Source organism: Streptomyces sp. NPDC050548 (assembly GCF_044457385.1).
GTDB lineage: Bacteria > Actinomycetota > Actinomycetes > Streptomycetales > Streptomycetaceae > Streptomyces.
Genome location: NZ_JBITGV010000025.1, coordinates 42,712 through 61,631, shown reverse-complemented (window position 1 = coordinate 61,631; position 18,920 = coordinate 42,712). Strand labels below are relative to the sequence as shown.

Genomic DNA, 18,920 nt, shown 5'->3' with positions numbered 1-18,920 from the left:
CGAGTCGGTAGCGGATGCGCGCCTGTGCGGCGGCTAGACCGGCGCCGTACGGGCGCGCATCTGTGTTTCTGCGGGCGGGAGTTCGGCCGCCGGGAGTTCGATGGTGAACTCGGTGCGGCCGGGGACGCTGGTCACGTCGATGCGGCCGCCGTGGGCTCCGGTGATCGCCGTCGCGATGGCCAGGCCGAGGCCGGAGCCGCCCTCCTTGCCGCCGGAGCGGGCGCGGGAGGCGTCGGCGCGGGTGAAGCGTTCGAAGACCGTGGGGAGCAGGGTCGGGGGGATGCCGGGGCCGTCGTCGCGCACCCGGATGACGACGGTGCGGTCGGCCGTGGCCTCGACGCTCGCCGTGACCGTCGTGCCAACAGGTGTGTGCATACGCGCGTTGGCCAACAGGTTGGCCAACACCTGGTGCAGGCGGGCCTCGTCGCCGATCACCAAAGCGGGGGCGTCGAGCGACAGTTGGAGCTGCCAGTCGTGGCCGGTGCCCGCGGCGCGCGCGTCCCACACCGCCTCGGCGAGCACGGCCGCGAGGTCGACCTCGGCGGACTGCAGTGGGCGGCCCTCGTCGAGGCGGGCGAGCAGCAGCAGGTCCTCCACCAGGCCCGTCATCCGCGCGGACTCGGCGGTGACCCGGCGCCAGGCGAGGCCCGATTCGATGCGGTCGGTGCCGCGGTTCATCAGCTCGGCGTAGCCCGCGATGGAGGCGAGCGGGGTGCGGAGTTCGTGGCTGGCGTCGGCGAGGAAGCGGCGCATGCGTTCCTCGCTGCGGCGCATCTGCTCCTCGCTGCGCTGGCGTTCGGCGAGCGAGGACTCGACGTGGTCGATCATGCGGTTGAGCGCGGCGCCGACCTGGCCTGCCTCGCTGCCCGGGTCGGTGTCCCGTTCGGGGACCCGGGTCAGCGCGGTGACCTCGCCGTGGCCGAGCGGTGAGCGGGAGACCTCGACGGCGGTGGCGGCGACCCGGCCGAGCGGCCGCAGCTGCCGTCGTATGACCACCGCGCACAGGAAGCCCGCCACGGTCAGTCCGGTGAGGGCGACGGCCGCCTCGACCACGACCAGGCCGCTGATCATGTCCTGTACGTCGTCCATCGGGAGGCCGGCGAGGACCCGGACGCCGTTGTCGTCGTCGAGCACGGTGATCCGGTAGGTGCCGAGGCCGGGCACGGTGCGGGTGTGCTTCGCGCCGTCGGCCGTGATGCCCTTGAGAGCCGTGCGCTGGGCGGTGGTGAGGTTCTGGGGCGGCGCGTCCTGGCTGACGACGGCCGCGGCGATGATCGCACCTTTGCCGTCCAGCCGCGCGGCGAGTGTCCCGGCCGCGTGACCGTTCTCCGAGAGGAACCCGAGGTCGTCGTCGAAGCCCGAACGCAGTTCGGCCCCGCCCAGGCTGCGCTGGGCGACGTCGCCGACCCGGTCGTCCAAGTTGCCCAGCAGATAGGCGCGTTGGACGAAGACGGTGGTGAGGGCCATCGTGGCGCAGACCACCACCAGGGCGGCGCTGATGAAGAGCAGCAGGCGGGTGCGGAGTGAACGGCCGTGCAGGCGGCCTCGGTTGCGGGTCAGGAGGTTCATCTGCCGTCCTCCACGGGCCGTATGGCGTATCCCATCCCACGGACGGTGTGGATCATCGGGGCGCGGCCCCGGTCTATCTTCCGGCGGAGGCTGGAGATGTAGACCTCGACGAGGTTGCCGCCGCCGTCGAAGCTGGTGCTCCACACGTGGTCGAGGATCTGCGCCTTGCTCAGCACCTGGCGGGGATGGTCGAGGAGCAGGGTGAGCAGGTCGAACTCCTTGGCGGTGAGCTGGATCGGCTCACCGGCGCGGCGCAGTTCGCGGGTCTCGCCGGAGAGTACGAGATCGCCGAGGACCCGTACGGTGTCGTCGGCCGGGAGCCGTTCGCTGCCCGCGCGGCGCAGCAGTCCGCGCAGCCGCAGGACGACCTCCTCCAGGGAGAAGGGCTTGGTGACGTAGTCGTCGGCGCCCGCCTCCAGGCCGTCGAGGCGGTGCTCGATGGCGTCGCGGGCGGTGAGCATGAGGACGGGCAGTCTCGGGTTCTCGTAGCGCAGCCGGCGCAGCACCTGGACGCCGTCGAGGTCGGGCAGCATGCCGTCGAGGACGACGGCGTGCGGGGCGCAGCCGCGGGCGAGCCGCAGCGCGCTGTGCCCGTCCGGCGCGGGGTAGGGCCGCCAGCCGGCCTCGGTGACCGCGACGGAGAGCAGCTCGGTGAGCGCGGGCTCGTCGTCGACGATGAGCACGCGCACGCGGCTGCTGCGGGACCCCGATGTGCCAGTCATGTCCCGATTCTGTCCCGGCCCGCTGGGGGAACCCTGTGTTCCACCTGAGCACTGGCGATGACCTGCGGAATCGTGCGGCCCGGACACGCGGAGGGCCGCACCCCCGTCGCCGGGGATGCGGCCCTCAACTGCTTTGCCGGGTCCGCTAGTTGCGGATCAGGTTGCGCAGCACGTACTGCAGGATGCCGCCGTTGCGGTAGTAGTCGGCCTCGCCGGGGGTGTCGATGCGGACGACCGCGTCGAACTCCACACCGGTGTCGGTGGTGACCTTGACCGTGGCGGGGGTGGTGCCGTCGTTCAGCTCGGTGATGCCGGAGACCGAGAAGGACTCCTCGCCGGTCAGACCGAGGGACTCGGCGGACTGGCCCGCCGGGTACTGGAGCGGGATGACGCCCATGCCGATGAGGTTCGAGCGGTGGATGCGCTCGTAGGACTCGGCGATGACGGCCTTGACGCCGAGGAGCGCGGTGCCCTTGGCGGCCCAGTCGCGGGACGAGCCGGAGCCGTACTCCTTGCCGGCCAGGATGACCAGCGGGATGCCCTGCTCGATGTAGTTGCGCGAGGCGTCGTAGATGAAGGAGACGGGGGCGTCCGGCTGCGTGAAGTCACGCGTGAAGCCGCCCTCGGTGCCCGGCGCCACCTGGTTGCGCAGGCGGATGTTGGCGAAGGTGCCGCGGATCATGACCTCGTGGTTGCCTCGGCGGGAGCCGTAGGAGTTGAAGTCACGCCGCTCGATGCCGTGCTCGGTGAGGTACTTGCCGGCCGGGGTGTCGGCCTTGATGGCGCCGGCGGGCGAGATGTGGTCCGTGGTGACCGAGTCGCCGAGCTTGGCGAGGACGCGGGCGCCGGCGATGTCCGAGACCGGGGTGGTCTCCATCGTCATGCCTTCGAAGTACGGGGGCTTGCGGACGTAGGTCGACTGCGCGTCCCACTCGAAGGTGTTGCCCTCGGGGATCGGCAGCGCCTGCCACTGGGCGTCGCCCGCGAAGACGTCGGCGTAGGACTTGTTGAACATGTCCTCGCCGATGGCGTTCGCCACGACGTCGTTGACCTCGGCCTCGGAGGGCCAGATGTCCTCCAGGTAGACCGGCTTGCCGTCCTGGTCGGTGCCGAGGGCGGCGGTGGTGATGTCGATCTTCATGGAGCCGGCGAGGGCGTACGCGACGACCAGCGGCGGGGACGCCAGGTAGTTCATCTTGACGTCGGGGTTGATCCGGCCCTCGAAGTTGCGGTTGCCGGAGAGCACCGACGTCACGGCCAGGTCATGGTCGTTGACGGCCTTGGAGACCTCCTCCGGCAGCGGGCCGGAGTTGCCGATGCAGGTGGTGCAGCCGTAGCCGACGAGGTTGAAGCCGACCTTGTCGAGGTAGGGGGTGAGCCCCGCCTTGTCGAAGTAGTCGGTGACGACCTTGGAGCCCGGGGCGAGGGTGGTCTTGACCCACGGCTTGCGGGTCAGGCCCTTCTCGACCGCCTTCTTGGCCACCAGCGCGGCGGCGACCATGACGTACGGGTTCGAGGTGTTGGTGCAGGAGGTGATGGCCGCGACCGTCACCGCGCCGTGGTCCAGCTCGTAGGTCGAGCCGTCGGGGGCGGTCACGGTGACCGGGTTCGACGGGACGCCGTTGCTGGCGGCCGGGGAGTCGGAGGCCGGGAAGGACTCCTTGCCCGCCTCGTCGTCGTCGGCGACGTAGTTGCGTACGTCGCTCTTGAACTGCTCGGCGGCGTTGGCGAGGACGATGCGGTCCTGCGGGCGCTTCGGTCCTGCGATCGAGGGGACGACCGTCGAGAGGTCCAGCTCCAGCTTCTCGGAGAAGTCGGGCTCGGCGGCCGGGTCGAGCCAGAGGCCCTGCTCCTTGGCGTACGCCTCGACGAGCGCGACCTGCTGGTCGCTGCGGCCGGTCAGACGCAGGTACTTCAGGGTCTCGTCGTCGATCGGGAAGATCGCGGCGGTGGAACCGAACTCCGGCGACATGTTGCCGATGGTGGCGCGGTTCGCGAGGGAGGTGGCGGCGACGCCCTCGCCGTAGAACTCGACGAACTTGCCGACCACGCCGTGCTTGCGGAGCATCTCGGTGATGGTCAGCACGAGGTCCGTGGCGGTGGTGCCCGGGGTCAGCTCGCCGGTCAGCTTGAAGCCGACGACGCGCGGGATGAGCATCGAGACCGGCTGGCCGAGCATCGCGGCCTCGGCCTCGATGCCGCCGACGCCCCAGCCCAGCACACCGAGGCCGTTGACCATCGTGGTGTGCGAGTCGGTGCCGACCAGGGTGTCGGGGTACGCCTGGCCGCCTCGGACCATGACGGTCCGGGCCAGGTGCTCGATGTTGACCTGGTGGACGATGCCGGTGCCCGGCGGGACGACCTTGAACTCGTCGAACGCGGTCTGGCCCCAGCGCAGGAACTGGTAGCGCTCGCGGTTGCGGCCGTACTCCAGCTCGACGTTCTGCGCGAAGGCCTCGTGAGTGCCGAACTTGTCGGCGATGACGGAGTGGTCGATGACCAGCTCGGCCGGCGCCAGGGGGTTGATCTTCGCCGGGTCGCCGCCCAGCTCCTTCACGGCCTCACGCATGGTCGCGAGGTCCACCACGCAGGGCACGCCGGTGAAGTCCTGCATGATCACACGGGCCGGCGTGAACTGGATCTCCTGCGACGGCTGGGCCTGCGAGTCCCAGGTGCCGAGGGCGCGGATGTGGTCGGCGGTGATGTTCGCGCCGTCCTCGGTGCGGAGCAGATTCTCCAGCAGGACCTTAAGGCTGTAGGGGAGCCGGGCCGAGCCCTCCACCTTGTCCAGGCGGAAGATCTCGTACGACTCGTCGCCCACCTGCAGCGTGCTGCGGGCGTCGAAGCTGTTCGCCGACACGACAGTCTCCTTCATTGATGTGCGCGTTCCCACCGCATCCTGCCGCCACAACGTCTTGGCCGATCCGCTAAGGTAAGGCTAAGTTAGGCAAGCCTTACTGCTGGGACCGGCGGAGTGTGCGGCTGCGGTGCACCTCGGCAGATATCTCGATGTCGAGATAACTCTAGTACACGGGGGCGGATTGGTCATGCCCGGCCGCCCCCACCCCCTCAGCTCACGATCACCTTCTACGGCACCCCGGCGCCCGCTCCGCTGAACCGACGCCATATTCCCGGGAGTTCGGGGTACCCGGTGCGGGACGAAAGGGGGCGGGCATGCCGCTCACGTTCCGCAAGAGTTTCCGGATCCTTCCCTGGCTCCGACTGAACATCAACAAGGGGTCCATGTCGTTCACGACAGGGGGCAAGCGGGGTCCGCGCTACACGCGCAGCACATCAGGACGTCGTACGACATCGATGGATTTGCCCGGACCTTTCGGGTGGCGCAAGACTCGTACCAAGAAGGACGACTGACCGGGCGTCACCCGAACAGCCCCCTCAAGAGGCGCCATCTCATATCTGAGATAACCTCGGCCTCATGGCAGACGACTACCTCGTACGTATCGGCAAGCTCATCCGTGACGCCCGCCAGCACCGGGGCTGGACACAGACACAGCTTGCCGAGGCACTCAGCACCAGCCAGAGCGCCGTCAACCGCATCGAGCGCGGCAACCAGAACATCAGCCTTGAGATGATCGCTCGAATCGGTGAAGCGCTGGACAGCGAAATCGTCTCACTGGGCTATGCCGGCCCGATGCATCTGCGGGTCGTCGGCGGACGTCGGCTCTCCGGTGCCATCGACGTGAAGACCAGCAAGAACGCGTGCGTGGCACTGCTGTGCGCCTCGCTCCTCAACAAGGGGCGCACAGTGCTGCGCCGGGTCGCGCGGATCGAGGAGGTGTACCGCCTTCTGGAGGTACTCGGCTCGATCGGCGTCCGCACCCGCTGGATCAACGACGGCGTCGACCTGGAGATCGTGCCGCCGGCCGAGCTGGAGATGGCGTCGATCGACGCGGAGGCGGCCCGCCGCACCCGTTCGATCATCATGTTCCTCGGCCCGCTGCTGCACCGCATGGACAGCTTCAAGCTGCCGTACGCGGGCGGCTGCGACCTCGGTACGCGCACCATCGAGCCGCACATGATCGCGCTGCGCCGCTTCGGCCTCGACATCGCGGCGACCGAGGGCCTGTACCACGCCCAGGTCGACCGGTCCGTCACCCTCGACCGGCCGATCGTGCTGACCGAGCGCGGCGACACCGTGACCGAGAACGCGCTGCTCGCCGCCGCCCGCCACGACGGCACCACGGTCATCCGCAACGCGTCCTCCAACTACATGGTCCAGGACCTCTGCTTCTTCCTGGAGGCGCTGGGCGTACGGGTCGGGGGCATCGGCACCACCACGCTCACCGTGCACGGCGTGCCGACCATCGACGTCGACGTCGACTACTCCCCCTCCGAGGACCCGGTCGAGGCGATGAGCCTGCTGGCCGCCGCCGTGGTGACGGAGTCGGAACTGACGGTACGACGCGTCCCCATCGAGTTCCTGGAGATCGAGCTCGCGGTCCTGGAGGAGATGGGCCTCGACCACGACCGCACCCCCGAGTACTTCGCGGACAACGGCCGTACGCGCCTGGTGGACCTCACGGTCCGGCCCTCCAAACTGGAGGCGCCGATCGACAAGATCCACCCGATGCCGTTCCCGGGCCTGAACATCGACAACGTGCCGTTCTTCGCGGCGATCGCGGCGGTCGCGCAGGGCCAGACCCTCATCCACGACTGGGTCTACGACAACCGCGCGATCTACCTCACCGACCTCAACCGCCTCGGCGGACGCCTCCAACTCCTCGACCCGCACCGCGTGTTGGTCGAGGGCCCGACCCGCTGGCGCGCCGCCGAGATGATGTGCCCGCCTGCGCTGCGGCCGGCCGTGGTCGTCCTGCTGGCGATGATGGCGGCGGAGGGCACGTCCGTGCTGCGGAACGTGTATGTCATCAACCGGGGTTACGAGGACCTGGCGGAGCGGCTCAACTCCATCGGGGCGCAGATCGAGATCTTCCGGGACATCTGAGTCGTACCCGGGGAGATGCCGCCGTGCCTTTCACTGGTGCGGCGGCATCCGCGACGGTTCAGTCTCCGAACATTCCGGCATACGGGTCCGGTTCGCCGGTCCACGGAGAGAATCCGGCCTTCCGAAGCCGCTGTTCCTCCTCCTTGCGCAGGAAGCGGACGGAACCGACCCCCCAGAGGGAGACAGCGCCCAGCGGGCACTCGTCGAGTTCCGCGCGGAACAGGCGGCACAGGAACTCCACCATTCCGCACGGGTATGCGGTCCATCGTGCGTCGCCCCGGCCCCACACCACCACGGGCCACTTGTCCGGATCGCTGTCCGTGGCCGGCCGGCACAGAATGTCCGCGCTGGAATCCGCTCCCCAGGCGATGAGGCGCGGAGTCTCGGCCACCCCTGGCCCGGCAGCTCGCCACACGGCCTCGGCGTTCGCCGACTCCTGCCGCATGCCCATGCAGGCGGGCTCGCCGCCGGGACCGACGTACGCCTCGGGTGCCATCAACGACAACAGGACACGGATCCATCACCTCACGGAGGTAGTCACGGCAACAAGCCCGTCGGGGCTGAACCGACGGGGCCCCTCAGTCCGGCTGGGCGGCGAACAGTTCCAGGTGTGCGCAGGTGGGGCAACGGTAGGCGTCGATCTGCCAGTGCGGCCGGCCCATCCTCTTGGCGTTGCCGAGCGGGCCTCGCTGAAGGGGGCCCGCGATCCAGCGCGCGAACCCGCGGGCGCCCTGGCCGGAGTCCTCGACGAAGCCTGGTTCCAGTCCCACCGCACCGCACTGGGTGCACCGTATGTTGTTCACAGGGGGAGCCTAATGAGCCGTCGCGGGCGTTGGCCGTCAGGGCCTGCTCCCGACGTCGCCCAGGGAGACTCCCGCCGCTCGTTTCTCCCGACCGCGCGCCGTCCGTACGTCACCGGATTCCGACGCGGAGCCCACCGCGACACTTCTCATACTTGCGCAACAGTTAAAGTGACATCACCGGGGCGGACCCCGGCGACAGCGAGCCAGGCGGCGCGGACAACGAGGAGCGGCGAATGTTCCCGGACGTAGGACTGCCGGAAGTGCTCACACTGGCGATCCTGGCCGTCCTTCTCTTCGGCCCGGACAAGCTGCCGGAGATCATCCAGAGCGTGGCGGAGTTCATCCGCAAGGTACGGGCGTTCTCCGACAGCGCCAAAGAGGAGATCCGCTCCGAACTGGGGCCGGAGTTCAAGGACTTCGAGTTCGAGGACCTGCACCCGAAGACATTCGTGCGCAAGCACGTCCTGGACGGCGACGGCAGCGGCCTCGACCTGGGCCTGGACGACATCCGCAGCGCCCTGGACCCGAGGAAGGAGCTGACGGAGGTGGCCGACGCCGTACGGAATGCCGCGGCCGACACGGACTCACCGACGGCGGCACCGCCGGTGACGCTCAAGAAGACCGACCGCCCCGAGGCGTCCGCCCGCTCCGCCTTCGACCCCGACGCCACCTGAGACGGCGTGCGGCTCGGACGGCGGTGGTGCCCTGGGTGACCGGCCGCAGTGGTCTCAGCCGCCGACCTCGTGCAGCCGGCGTACCGGTGCGAGGGCCTGATGCGAGCGGGCGGTCAGCTGCCCGACCATCACCCGCACGACCGTCACGATGTCGGGATCGTCGACGTAGTAGACCTGGTGGCGGCCCTCACGGCGGGAGCGGACGAGTCCGGCGAGCTTCAGCTTCGACAGGTGCTGACTGACCGCCGGCAGCGCGCCGCCCACGCGGTCGGCGAGGTGCGTGACATCGCACTCCCCCTGGGACAGGGCCCACATGATGTGCAGCCGGGCCGCCGAAGCGAGCAGCCCGAACGCCGCGGCCGCCTCCACCAGAACCTCGGCGGACGGATCCCCGTGACCACCGACCTTCTCCGCCACAGTCCGCTCTCTCCGTCGTGCCCACGTCACAGCCGATACTCACGCGCCCACCCAGTGTAGGGGCGTGGCGTTGCGCGGCGACACGTCGCCGTCCCTGGACTTGCGCAAACAAGCAACTCCCGCTCGTCGGCCACCGGCCGCTTCGTCTACGCGGGCAGTGCGGGGAACACGGTCACCGAGCCGTCCTTGTCGCGGGCGATCTCGATCGCCACGTCCGTCGGGCGACCGTCGACCGTGACGCCGACGCCCAGTTGATGGATCCGGTGTGCCGCGTTCATGAGGCGATCGACCTCGCTCGGTGTGAAGACGGGTCGCAGACCGCTCGGGCGGGCCAGTTTCACGGCCGACAGGCGTACCAGGACAGCGGCGACGCCCAACTCCAGTTCGTCGAGCCACTGTTGATCGCGCTTGAGCTGTCGGGTGAAGTTCTCGAAGGGGTTGCCGGGATCGCTCTGGGCGTGCTCGACGGCCTGGAGGACGACGACCCGGCGCTTCAACGCGACGGCCAGGGCAGCGAGTTCGAGGTGCACGCGGAATGCGCCGCCCTGGTCGTCGATGCCGGGGAACGCCTTGGTCAGCGTGGCGAGTTCGACGGCCGCGTCCTCGGGAATTCCGTCGAGCGCGCTCCGCCAACGCCCCAGGCGGATCTCCACCTTGCTCAGGGCCGTGTCGATGGTGTGCACCGCCGAGTCGAGTCCCAGCGAGACACCGAGCCTGCCCTGGTCGAGCAGGATGGCCGTGGCCTTGTCGATGGCGGCACGGCAGCCGTTGAGCGCGCTGCGCTCGTCGTCGAGCTTGTCCTCCTGGAGTTGCTCCAGGAGTTCCGTGATGTGTTCGATGGCCTGCCGGCGCTGCTGGTCGGCGTACGCGCTCACGCCCACCGCGACGGCCATGAGCACGAGCGGGGCGGCGACGGTGAGCGCCGTACCGCCGGCGGCAGCGGCACCGGCGGTGGCACCGGCCCCGCCCACCGTGCCCACCGCGGCCGCGCGACCGACCGGCACGTAGCTCGCGTGGGCGGCGATCTTTCCCGACGGCCCCACGAGCGGACTCAGGACGCCACCGGCTCCCGCCTTCGACACCATCGAACGAACGGTGCCCTGCCCGAGCTGGGCGGCTACCTTCGCCGGGACCACCATGCGGTACAGACACTCGCCGGAGGCGGTAGCCCTGGCCGCCGTGAGGGACGTGCGCGCCGACTGCGTGATGAATTGCGACAGGTGCTGGGCCAAGGGGCTCGCGGCGTCGAGCGGGATGCCACGGCCGCGGTCGATCCTGTCGGGAAGCGGATGCGCCTCCAGCGTGACGATCGGCTCGTCGGCCATGACGGCCAGCACTCCGCGCAGTTCGGCCAGGCGCTCACCCGTCATCGACTCGCCCGCGGGCAACCCCGGGGCCTTCACGTCGGCGGTCGCCAGCGTCCACACGGGCACGGTCGTCCTGCGGTCGTCGCTCATCGTCTCCCCCTGTTTTCTCCTGCAGCAGGGTACGTGTCCGCGGCGGACGAGAACGGCGAGGTGGTGCCGCCTCCGTCAGCGGGTGCTCCACTTCTGGTTGTCCTGGCCGTTGCAGTCCCAGAGTTGGAGCCGGGTGCCGTTGCCGGTCTTCTGGTCCTTGACGTCCACGCACTTGTTGGCCTGCGGATTGACCAGGTCGTTGCTGGAGTTGAGGCGGAACTGCTGGGCCGGGTTGCCGCTGCACACCGCGAGCTGGATCACCGCGCCGTTCGCCGACGAGCCCCAGGCGACGTCCATGCACAGGCCCATCGAGCGGACCGTGCCGTCCGAGCGGAAGTCCCACTTCTGCCAGTTCTTGGTACCGCAGCTCCAGATCTGCAGCGGCGAGCCGTCGGTGCCCTTGTGCGCGACCATCTCGATGCACTTGTTGGAGGCGTGGCTGTAGATGGTGGTGCCGGGCGCGGTGGTCACCGTCCTGGTGGCCGTGACCTTGGTGGTGGACTTCTTCGAACTCCCGCCGGAGGAAGCCTTCTTGGGGGCCTCGGCGGAACTGCCCGCGATCACTCCGGCACCCGAACCGGCACCGGCGGCCGCGGCTCCCCCATCGTTCTTCACCGTGTTCTTCTTGCCGCCGCCCGCCGTGTTCGAGGGGGTCGGTTTCGGCGAGGCCGAGTCCGGGCTGGCCGAACCGTAGGCGCCGGCACCGATGTTCGCCGTCGCGCCGTTCAACACGGTTCCGGCGTCGGCCACTTGCTCCGAGGGCTTGCCGTCCGAACTCGACCCGCCGCGCAGGCCTGACACCAGGAACGGCACGCCGATCAGCAGCGCGCCGGCTATCGCGGCACCGGCGAGGAGCCCCCGGGAGGGGCGGCCGAAGGCGGGGGCCGCGGCGGCGGTGCCCTCGTCGGCGCCGGAACCGGCACCGGCACCGGCACCGGATTCCGACGAGGCTGCGGTCGCGGTGGCCGTGGTGGCCTCGGGGTCGGGGTCGGGGTCGGGGTCCGGCTCGGAGGCGGAGGTGGAGGCAGCGGTCGGGGTGGGGGCGGCGTGGGTGTCGAGTTCCGGTTCCGGTTCTGGTTCCAGTTCCGATTCCGGTTTCGGTTCCGTTGCCGCGCGGGTGCCTGCGCCGACGCCGGCACCTGATTCCCGGGCCGCGGTCTCCGAGGCGCCGGTCGTCGTCTCACCGCTGGTCGGCGGGAGTGCCGTCGCGGTCTCGGGGGCGACGCCCGTGGTGGTGTCCGGGGCCGGGGCGGGCTCCGTCCCGCCCGTCGCTGCCTGGTGCTGCGGGCTGTTCTTGCCGGACATGCTGTTTCCTTCCAGAAGGATGATCGGGTGACGACCGGTCAGTTGTCGTCCGGGGCGGGCGGGTTGACCGAGAACCGGTTGCCGTCGAAGTAGAGGGTCAGCGGGGTGCCGTCGGCCGGGCCGAAGCGGTCGGTGCGGCCGTCGGGACCGAGCAACTGGATCCGTCGGCCGGTGTCCCGTGCGACCAGTGCCGCCAGGGTGGACACGTAGCCGAGGGTGTCGTCGGGGCGGGCCAGCACCAGGGCGAGGCGCGCGGGGTCGTCCAGTCCGGCGTCCGCCACGGTCACGGTGCCGCTCTGGAGGATCGACTGGGCGCGCAACTCCTCGGTGAGAGCGCCGATTTCGGCCAGCGTGCCGGTCGGCACCGAGGTGTCCGGGGCCGGGAGCCCCGCGTCGTCGGGAGCGCCATGAGCCGCTACGTCGGCCTGGGCCCAGGTGAGGAGCGCGGTGTGGGGGTCGTCGGTGCGGGGCCAGGTGGGGGCGGTGTCGGAGGCGGTGGTGCTGGGGGCGGTGGTGCTGGGGCTGGTGGTTCCGGGGGCGGTGGTGCCGGGGGCGGTGAGCAACTGGGCCAGTGAACGGGCGAACGTCTCCGGGCCTTGCGCCCGCGACACGGCGGGGCGGTGACGGATCCCTCCGAGTTCCTCGTCGGCCTCGTTCCCGGCTCCGCCCGGCCGCAACTCCGGTTCCTGGGGCGCCGCTTGGGGCTCGGTCTCCGGCTCGCGCACCGGCTCCTCCGTCGGTTCGACCGACGGACGGGCCCCGTTCCGAACCGGTGTCGGACGGGCACCGCTGCGGGCCGGTGTCGGACGGGGCGTACGGCCGGGCCAGGCGGCCGGGGTGGCGGCGAGGGAGCCGGTCGTCAGGAGTGCCGTGCCGTCGCCCGCCGCCGCTCGCTGTGCCTCCAGGAGGGCCACGACATCGCCGAGGTCCCGCTGCGCGTGGCGCTGCCGGGCCGCCTGCCGGGCCTGCTCGGCGAGCGCGTCGGTGATGTCGAGGCCGAGGGCGTCCAACGACTCCTGGGCCGCAACCCGCACGGCGACCGCCCGGTCGTGGAGTGCGGTGGCCGCGGTGAGCGCCGCCCGGGCCGTACGCTCCGTCGCGGTCGCCGTCACGGCGAGTTTCCGGGCCCGGGTCAGGGCGTCGGCGGCGGAACGGGCCGCGTCCTGGGCCAGGCCGAGCCGGGCCCTGGTGTCGTCGACGGCGTGCCGGGCGGTCTCGACGGCGCGGTCCGCTGCCGCGGCCGCCGTCCGCGCCTGGTCCAGCGCGCGCTGCGCCCGGTTGCGGCGCGACTCGCTCCGGGCGAGCGAAGTGGGCCCGCCCGAGGTGGAGTTGCCCTCACCGCGAGCCGAACTCCCGCCCCGCGCGGCCGAGTCGGCAGACTGGCGGGGCTGCCGGGCGGCCCGTTCCGCCGCTTCGCGCGCGGCCTCCTGTGCCGCCGCGAGTTCTCCCTCAGCCGTGCGGACCGTCCCGTGGGACTCGGCCGCCGCCCGGGTCGCGACCGTCAACCGCTCGGTGTGGCCCTGGAGGTCCGTGGTCAACTCCGTTACGCGGGCACGCCGTTCACGATCGACCTCGGCGGCGTCCGTGACAGCCCGCTCGGCGAGGAGGAGTTCGTCGGCCGCGGTGTCCGCGGCGGCACCGGCGTCGAACACGTCCCGTTCCGCCCGCGCCACCGGTGGCAACGCCTCCGCCAGCACGCGTCGGGCCTCCGGCATCCGCTCCTGGAGCCGGGCCTCCCGCCTCCGGGCGTCGTCCTCCGCCTGCCCGGCCGCCTCCAACATCCGGATCTGATCGCGTACGGCTGTCCAGCCGGCGTCGTGAGCGGCGTCGCCCTGGACCACACCACGCCGGCCCCGAACACCCCGACCCGAGCCGTCCAGGCCACCTCGGCCACCCTGCCGCACACCGTCCCGGCCCGCACGGCTCGGACCGGCGTCTCCCTGACCCGCGCCACCCGGGCCGATGTCACCCTGACCCACGCCACCCCGACCCGAGCCGTCCAAGCCCGGCCCACGCCGATGCCCAGCGCCCGAGTCCGCGCCGCCCCGACCCGCACCGCCCGAGCCCGGCCCACGCCGACGACTGCCGCCCGAGTCCGCCCCACGGCGACCCGCACTGCTCGGGCCCGCGCTACTCGAACCCCGGTCGTCCAGCTCCTCCGCGTCCCACGCCTCCTCGCCCCACCCTTCCCCGTCCCGCTCCTCGTCGCCCACCCCCGCGCCGCGCTCCTCACCCCCCGGCGTCACCTCCGGGTCCCCGTTCACGTCGAACCGTCGGAAGCGCACGCCCTCGCCGTCGCGGAGGGCGAGTTCGACGGGGCGTCCCAGCTGGACGGCCGTACTCGAAGCGGCGTACAGGGCGCGGGCCGTCTGGGGCGCGGTGCCGTCCGTGGCCAGCCAGAGTTGGAGCGTGGCGGCGGTGTCGGGGGTGGGGTCCTGGGCCGCCGAGATGCCCTGGGCCAGCAGGGTGGGGAGGTCGCGGAGCGGTACCGTGCGCCAGTCGCGCAGGACGTCGGGGGCGCGGCCGTCCGGGGCCTGGGCGTCGGCCGCCGCGCGGGTCAGGGACGCGCCGTCGTAGACGCCCGGGTCGGTGCGCGGGGTGGTGACGCCGTGGCCCAGGAGGTCGCGCTCCAGGGGGCGCAGCCGGACCGTGCCGGACACGTACCGGGTGCCGTTGGGGCCGTGGACGGTGAGCAGCGCGTCGGCGAGGATCTCGTGGCTGCGGGTGCCGCGCGAGCCCTCCGGGGTCTTGGTGTCGCCGTGCTTGAACCACTCGCGGCGGGTGCCGGCGACGCCCGCGCCCGAGCCGGGGTCCTGCGCCTGGCGGGCCACCACCGGCATGGTGAAGCCGAGGATCTGGCGGTTGGAGTCGTGGGCGCTGAAGCCGCCCTGCGCCGAGAGGCCGCCGGTGAGGCCCGCGTGCGAGGAAGAGCCCGCGCTGAATGTGCTGAGCCGCACCCGGTCCACCGTCACATCGCCGGTGTCGGTCACCGGGCGCGGCCGGTACAGCTCCACGGTGAGCCGGGGCGGGGTGCCGGGGGCGCCCTGGAACGGGCGGGCGCCCGGCATCGTGGTGGTGAGGCCGCCGGGGCCGCGCGGGTGGTCCAGCGAGACGGTGCCCGCCTGGAGGAGTTCGCCGATCCGTACGGCGGTGGTGTCCGCAGAGTCGGAAGCGGCCAGCGACTGCCAGGAGTTGGTCAGCGCCGGGGCCACCTCGCCCAGCGCGGCGGCGAGTTGGGTGCCCGCGTCGAAGCCGAAGACCGGCGCGGGGCCGCCGGGGGTGAAGCGGTGCCCGGTCGCCGTCGGCCGGCGCTCCGCACGGCCCGCCGTCAACTGCCGCTCGGCCGGGGCGGGTTCGGCGGTCTCGCTGCCGGTGAAGCGCAGCGCGGCGGTGGCGTGCACCGTGGTGGTGCGCGTCGGGCGGCCGAGGAGGAGATGGGCGACGCGGTCGGCGAGCGGGGTGTTGGCGTCGGTCAGGCTGAGCACGCCGTGCTGGAACACGCTGCCCGGCAGGTCCAGCAGCCAGTCGGCGGTCGCCGTGGACCGTACGGTGGCGGTGATCCGGTAGGGGACGCCGTCGAAGTCGGCGACGTTGTCGGTGCGCAGCCAGTGCCGGTCCTCGGCGGTCCGGCTGACCCGCGCGGAGTTGCCGCGCACGGTGTCGGCGCTGAGCAGGGCGCCCGCCCGGTCGGTGCGGGGGCCGCCGGTGGGCCTCGGGATCCGGGTCTGGAGCTGGACGAACCCCGCGTGCCGGGTGCTGCGGCCGGTCCGGTCGGTGACCGAGGACGGGGTGTGGCCCAGGTAGTTCTCCATGCCGGAGGCCTTCGCCGCGGGGTGGCCGCGCAGCTGTCGTAGCGCGTGGTCGTCGGCGTCCGGCCTGGCCGTGAGGGTGACCTCGACCAGGCGGGCGCCGCCGTAGCCGACGTGCCGGAAGCGGAAGCGCTGGATGTGGGCGGGGCCGCGGCCGGGCAGGGTGCGCAGGCCCGCGGTGGAGGTGAGGTCCGCGATACGGGTGGCCACGCCCGGGAGGTACGAGGCGTGGCCGGGCCGGGTGGTGCCGGGTGCCTCGTCCTCGATCAGGGTGAGGAGTTCGTGGCGCAGCGCGTCGCGGCGGCGCACCGTCCGGGTGGCGTCGGTGAACTGGTCCATCGCCTTGACGCTGCCGAAGCCCACCTCGCCGGAGGCGGTGAACCGGCGCGGCAGCGGCACCGAGCCCGGTGTCTCGGCGGGCACCGTCAGACCGGCCACCGGTGTGAACCAGGCGGCGTGGCGCCGGAGTTGGGCCGGTGTGGCCAGGAACCGTACGGCGTCCGGGACTTGGACGACCACGGTCACGGCACGGCCCTCGCCCTGCCCGAGCGCGTTGCCGACGACGTTGCGGCGGCCCCGGCGGAACGTCACCAGCAGGGTCGCGTCGGCGGCGATGCGGTACTGAGGGCTGTTCTCGATGGCGGTGCGGTGGACGACCGTCGAGGAGCCGAGGCCGCGTGCCTGGTCGGTCCGGGTGGTACGGGTGTAGCGGGCCGAGGGGTTGAGGACCGTCGGCCGGGACGTGGATCCCGTTGTGCCGCCGCCCTGTTGCTGCTCCGGTTCGTCGGCGCGGCGGCGCAGGGTGCCGTCGTCGAGGCCGCCGGCGTCTCCGTCGTTGCCCGCGGCCTGGTCGGCGCTCGGGGTCGCGCCCGACGAGATGTTGCGGACCGAGGTGAAGCCGGCCGCCCACTGCGAGGTGCCGGCCACACCCCGCTGCTGCCCGGCACCGTCCACGGAGTTGAGGCCGGACTCAAACTGCTGCGTGAGGGTGTCCAGCGCCCGCGGCCGGCGCAGGGCGCCCCGGATCTCCACGGAGAGCACCTCGTCCGCGGCGAGCCCGGGCAGGGTGAGTCCCTCGATCACATAGGCGCCCTTGAACACCTGGTGGCCGCGGTTCAGCAGGGCGGCGGGGCTGCGGGCGGCGGTCAGCAGTTCGGCCGCCACCGTGGTCGGGTCGGTGGCGTCGGCGCCGGCCAGCGACTCGCCCACGGCCCGCCCGGCACGCGCCACCGGCCGCGGGGTGTACTCCGCGGCGGTGTCCCGCATCCCGTCCAGCAGACCGCGCGCCGGGTGCCCCTGGTAGGTGTTGCCGAGCACCGCCCGGAACGCCTCGTCCAGCGCGGCCGACGCCTGGAACACCTCCACCAGCGAGTCGTCCGGCAGCGGCACCGCGTCCTGCAACGGGCCCTGCTCGTCGGCGAGTTCGAGCAGCGCGGTGTCGGCGTCGGTGGCCGCCCGCACGGTGGGCGCGGGCGGCGCCGCCGGGACGGGCTGATCGGCGGGCAGCGTACGGAGCGTCGGCACGGACAGCCGCACGGTCCCCGGGATCCGGTCCGGCGGCGGAGTCGCGGGCGGGACCTGCTGGGCGCCGTGCGGGACGTACGGCTGCTGGACCGTCCCGTGCGCGAACCGCACTCGGGGCGTCTCCCCCGGCCCCTCGTACAGGTCGAGCGCCAGCTCGGCCGGCACGTCGAACACCTCGCTGCGCTGTCCGGCGCCGTTGCTGACGACCTGCTGGTCGTGCCCGACGGACAACTGCACACTGTTCTCGTGCTGCACCTGGTGGCCGCGCACATGGTCGGCGGTGCCGCCCAGGGTCCACGCGCCACCGCGCACCGGCAGCCCGAAGGAACCGCCGGCGCCGTACGACACCCCGTACTGCGACCCGTTCTGGTCGCTCCCGGCCAGCGACAGCGAGGCCAGGCCGACGCCCTGCACATCGGGCAGCACCGTGGTGTGCGTGCTCCGGCCCGTACCGCGCACCGCGCTGAGCACCAGCCGTACCCGGCGGGTGCCGCCGGTCAGCGTCGGCAGCTCCAGGAAGAGCGAGTGGCCGCCGTCCAGCATGGAGTCCGTCGCGGCCCGCAGCCCGATCGCGGACCGGGTCTGCTCGAACCTGCGCAGATTGTTCAACTGGGCCTGCACCAGCGCCTCGTCGGGCAGCACCCGGTTGCGCGCGGTGGCGTCGCCGGGGATGAAGCCCTCGCGGCGCAGCCAGTTCTCGGCCTCCACGAAGAGCGGTTCGGCACCCCTCACGGCCAGCGGTGTCACGCTGGCGCCGACCGACCGCAGATGCTCCAACTCCGCCGGGAGCCGCCGCAGTTCGTCCTCGGCCGGGGCATGCCCGAGGGCGTCCTCGGCGGTCATCAGCCGCAGATGCATCCCGCGCGCCCAGTCGCCGGGCTCGAAGATCTCCCGCCCGCCGCCCGGCAGATGCAGCACCAGTGTGTGCCGCACGGTGGCCGGTGCCAGCAAGTGACTGCGGGTGGTGCGCACTTGGTGCATCAGCGCCGCACTGGCGCTCTGGCCGAACGCGTCGCTCGTCCCCGCCTGGACCGCGGCCCGCCCCAGCACACCGCCACTCACCCGCCGGGTGGCGTCCGGGTGCCCCTCGGCGTGGTCGCCGGTGAGCGCAGGACCGACACTCCCCGACAGGGACACACCACTGCTGAACTTCGACTGGGCCTCGATCTTCACCACCTGCGTCAGATGGGCCTCCAGGTTGACCTTCCCGGCAACGCTCCGCCGCAGCGGCTCCCCCACCTCCACCTCGGTCAGCAACTGGAACATGCCGAGCGCGCGCCCCGACGTGTCGACGAGCACCGGCGAGAAGACGCCGCCCGCCCGTTGCATCGGCAGGGTGCCCCGCAGCAACGGCTCCGACAGGAACGTCTCCAACTCGCCCAGGGAGTCCTTGTCCAGCGTCCGCAGCCGCGCGTCGAAGCGCTGCAACGCCTCCGCGAGCAGCCGCCCCGGCTCCGCCACCGTGTCCACGCCCCACACCGGCAGATCGTCCAGACCGGCCGCCGCGGGCAACTCCCCTTCCTCGTCCCGCGCCAGATGCTGCGGGAACCAGAAGGTCACCGGCCCGTGCGACTGCGGCGCTCCCCAGGTGACGGGCGCGGCCAGCGCCGGAGTGTCCAGCCGTACGTCCCACAGGGCGGTGAAGTCGTACGGTTCCGAAGGCTCGTTGCTGCG

General features: G+C 72.0%; 12 protein-coding genes (1 of these 12 running past the window's edge). 3 read left to right on the top strand and 9 right to left on the bottom strand.

Going from position 1 to position 18,920, the window contains the following annotated elements; all coding sequences use genetic code 11:
• Positions 1–33: 33 nt before the first annotated feature.
• The 3 genes from ACIBJH_RS42995 to acnA all read right to left on the bottom strand — a co-directional run bounded on the left by ACIBJH_RS42995 (position 34) and on the right by acnA (position 5,151).
• Complete coding sequence (locus ACIBJH_RS42995) at positions 34–1,569, bottom strand: sensor histidine kinase (RefSeq protein ID WP_399122404.1); 1,536 nt, start codon at positions 1,567–1,569, stop codon at positions 34–36.
• Positions 1,566–2,291, bottom strand: coding sequence for a response regulator transcription factor (locus tag ACIBJH_RS42990; RefSeq protein WP_399122402.1), 726 nt, complete (start codon positions 2,289–2,291; stop codon positions 1,566–1,568). The genes ACIBJH_RS42995 and ACIBJH_RS42990 overlap by 4 nt, the downstream gene beginning before the upstream one ends.
• Before the next feature lie 145 nt (positions 2,292–2,436).
• Entirely contained in the window at positions 2,437–5,151 is a 2,715-nt protein-coding gene (acnA, locus tag ACIBJH_RS42985) for an aconitate hydratase AcnA (RefSeq protein WP_399122401.1), read from the bottom strand.
• A gap of 314 nt (positions 5,152–5,465) precedes the next feature.
• On the opposite strand from acnA, the gene ACIBJH_RS42980 reads away from it, so the two are divergent.
• Complete coding sequence (locus ACIBJH_RS42980) at positions 5,466–5,663, top strand: DUF4236 domain-containing protein (protein WP_078532723.1); 198 nt, start codon at positions 5,466–5,468, stop codon at positions 5,661–5,663.
• A gap of 64 nt (positions 5,664–5,727) precedes the next feature.
• Positions 5,728–7,257, top strand: coding sequence for a helix-turn-helix domain-containing protein (locus tag ACIBJH_RS42975; protein WP_399122400.1), 1,530 nt, complete (start codon positions 5,728–5,730; stop codon positions 7,255–7,257).
• A 58-nt stretch (positions 7,258–7,315) separates the two neighbouring features.
• On the opposite strand, the gene ACIBJH_RS42970 is transcribed toward ACIBJH_RS42975, so the two are convergent.
• Positions 7,316–7,762 (bottom strand): SMI1/KNR4 family protein, encoded by a 447-nt coding sequence (locus ACIBJH_RS42970; protein WP_399122399.1) that lies wholly within the window; start codon positions 7,760–7,762, stop codon positions 7,316–7,318.
• Positions 7,763–7,835: 73 nt separating this feature from the next.
• On the bottom strand, positions 7,836–8,027 hold the full coding sequence (locus tag ACIBJH_RS42965) for a hypothetical protein (protein WP_398854581.1): 192 nt from the start codon (positions 8,025–8,027) through the stop codon (positions 7,836–7,838).
• A 266-nt stretch (positions 8,028–8,293) separates the two neighbouring features.
• On the opposite strand from ACIBJH_RS42965, the gene ACIBJH_RS42960 reads away from it, so the two are divergent.
• On the top strand, positions 8,294–8,734 hold the full coding sequence (locus ACIBJH_RS42960) for a sec-independent translocase (RefSeq protein ID WP_399122397.1): 441 nt from the start codon (positions 8,294–8,296) through the stop codon (positions 8,732–8,734).
• Between the two features lie 54 nt (positions 8,735–8,788).
• Here the strand turns inward: ACIBJH_RS42960 and ACIBJH_RS42955 are convergent, their stop codons facing one another.
• The 4 genes from ACIBJH_RS42955 to ACIBJH_RS42940 all read right to left on the bottom strand — a co-directional run.
• Positions 8,789–9,151 carry an ArsR/SmtB family transcription factor gene (locus tag ACIBJH_RS42955; protein WP_399122396.1) on the bottom strand — a complete coding sequence of 121 codons (363 nt, stop codon included), beginning with the start codon at positions 9,149–9,151 and terminating at the stop codon, positions 8,789–8,791.
• 146 nt (positions 9,152–9,297) lie between these two features.
• Entirely contained in the window at positions 9,298–10,608 is a 1,311-nt protein-coding gene (locus ACIBJH_RS42950; protein ID WP_399122394.1) for a hypothetical protein, read from the bottom strand.
• 75 nt (positions 10,609–10,683) lie between these two features.
• Positions 10,684–11,913 (bottom strand): ricin-type beta-trefoil lectin domain protein, encoded by a 1,230-nt coding sequence (locus ACIBJH_RS42945; RefSeq protein ID WP_399122393.1) that lies wholly within the window; start codon positions 11,911–11,913, stop codon positions 10,684–10,686.
• A gap of 38 nt (positions 11,914–11,951) precedes the next feature.
• Positions 11,952–18,920 carry the final stretch of a hypothetical protein gene (locus tag ACIBJH_RS42940; protein ID WP_399122391.1) on the bottom strand. Its footprint extends 20,796 nt past the window's final position, so the window shows 6,969 of its 27,765 coding nt (coding positions 20,797–27,765); the start codon falls outside the window, past its right edge; it ends in the stop codon at positions 11,952–11,954.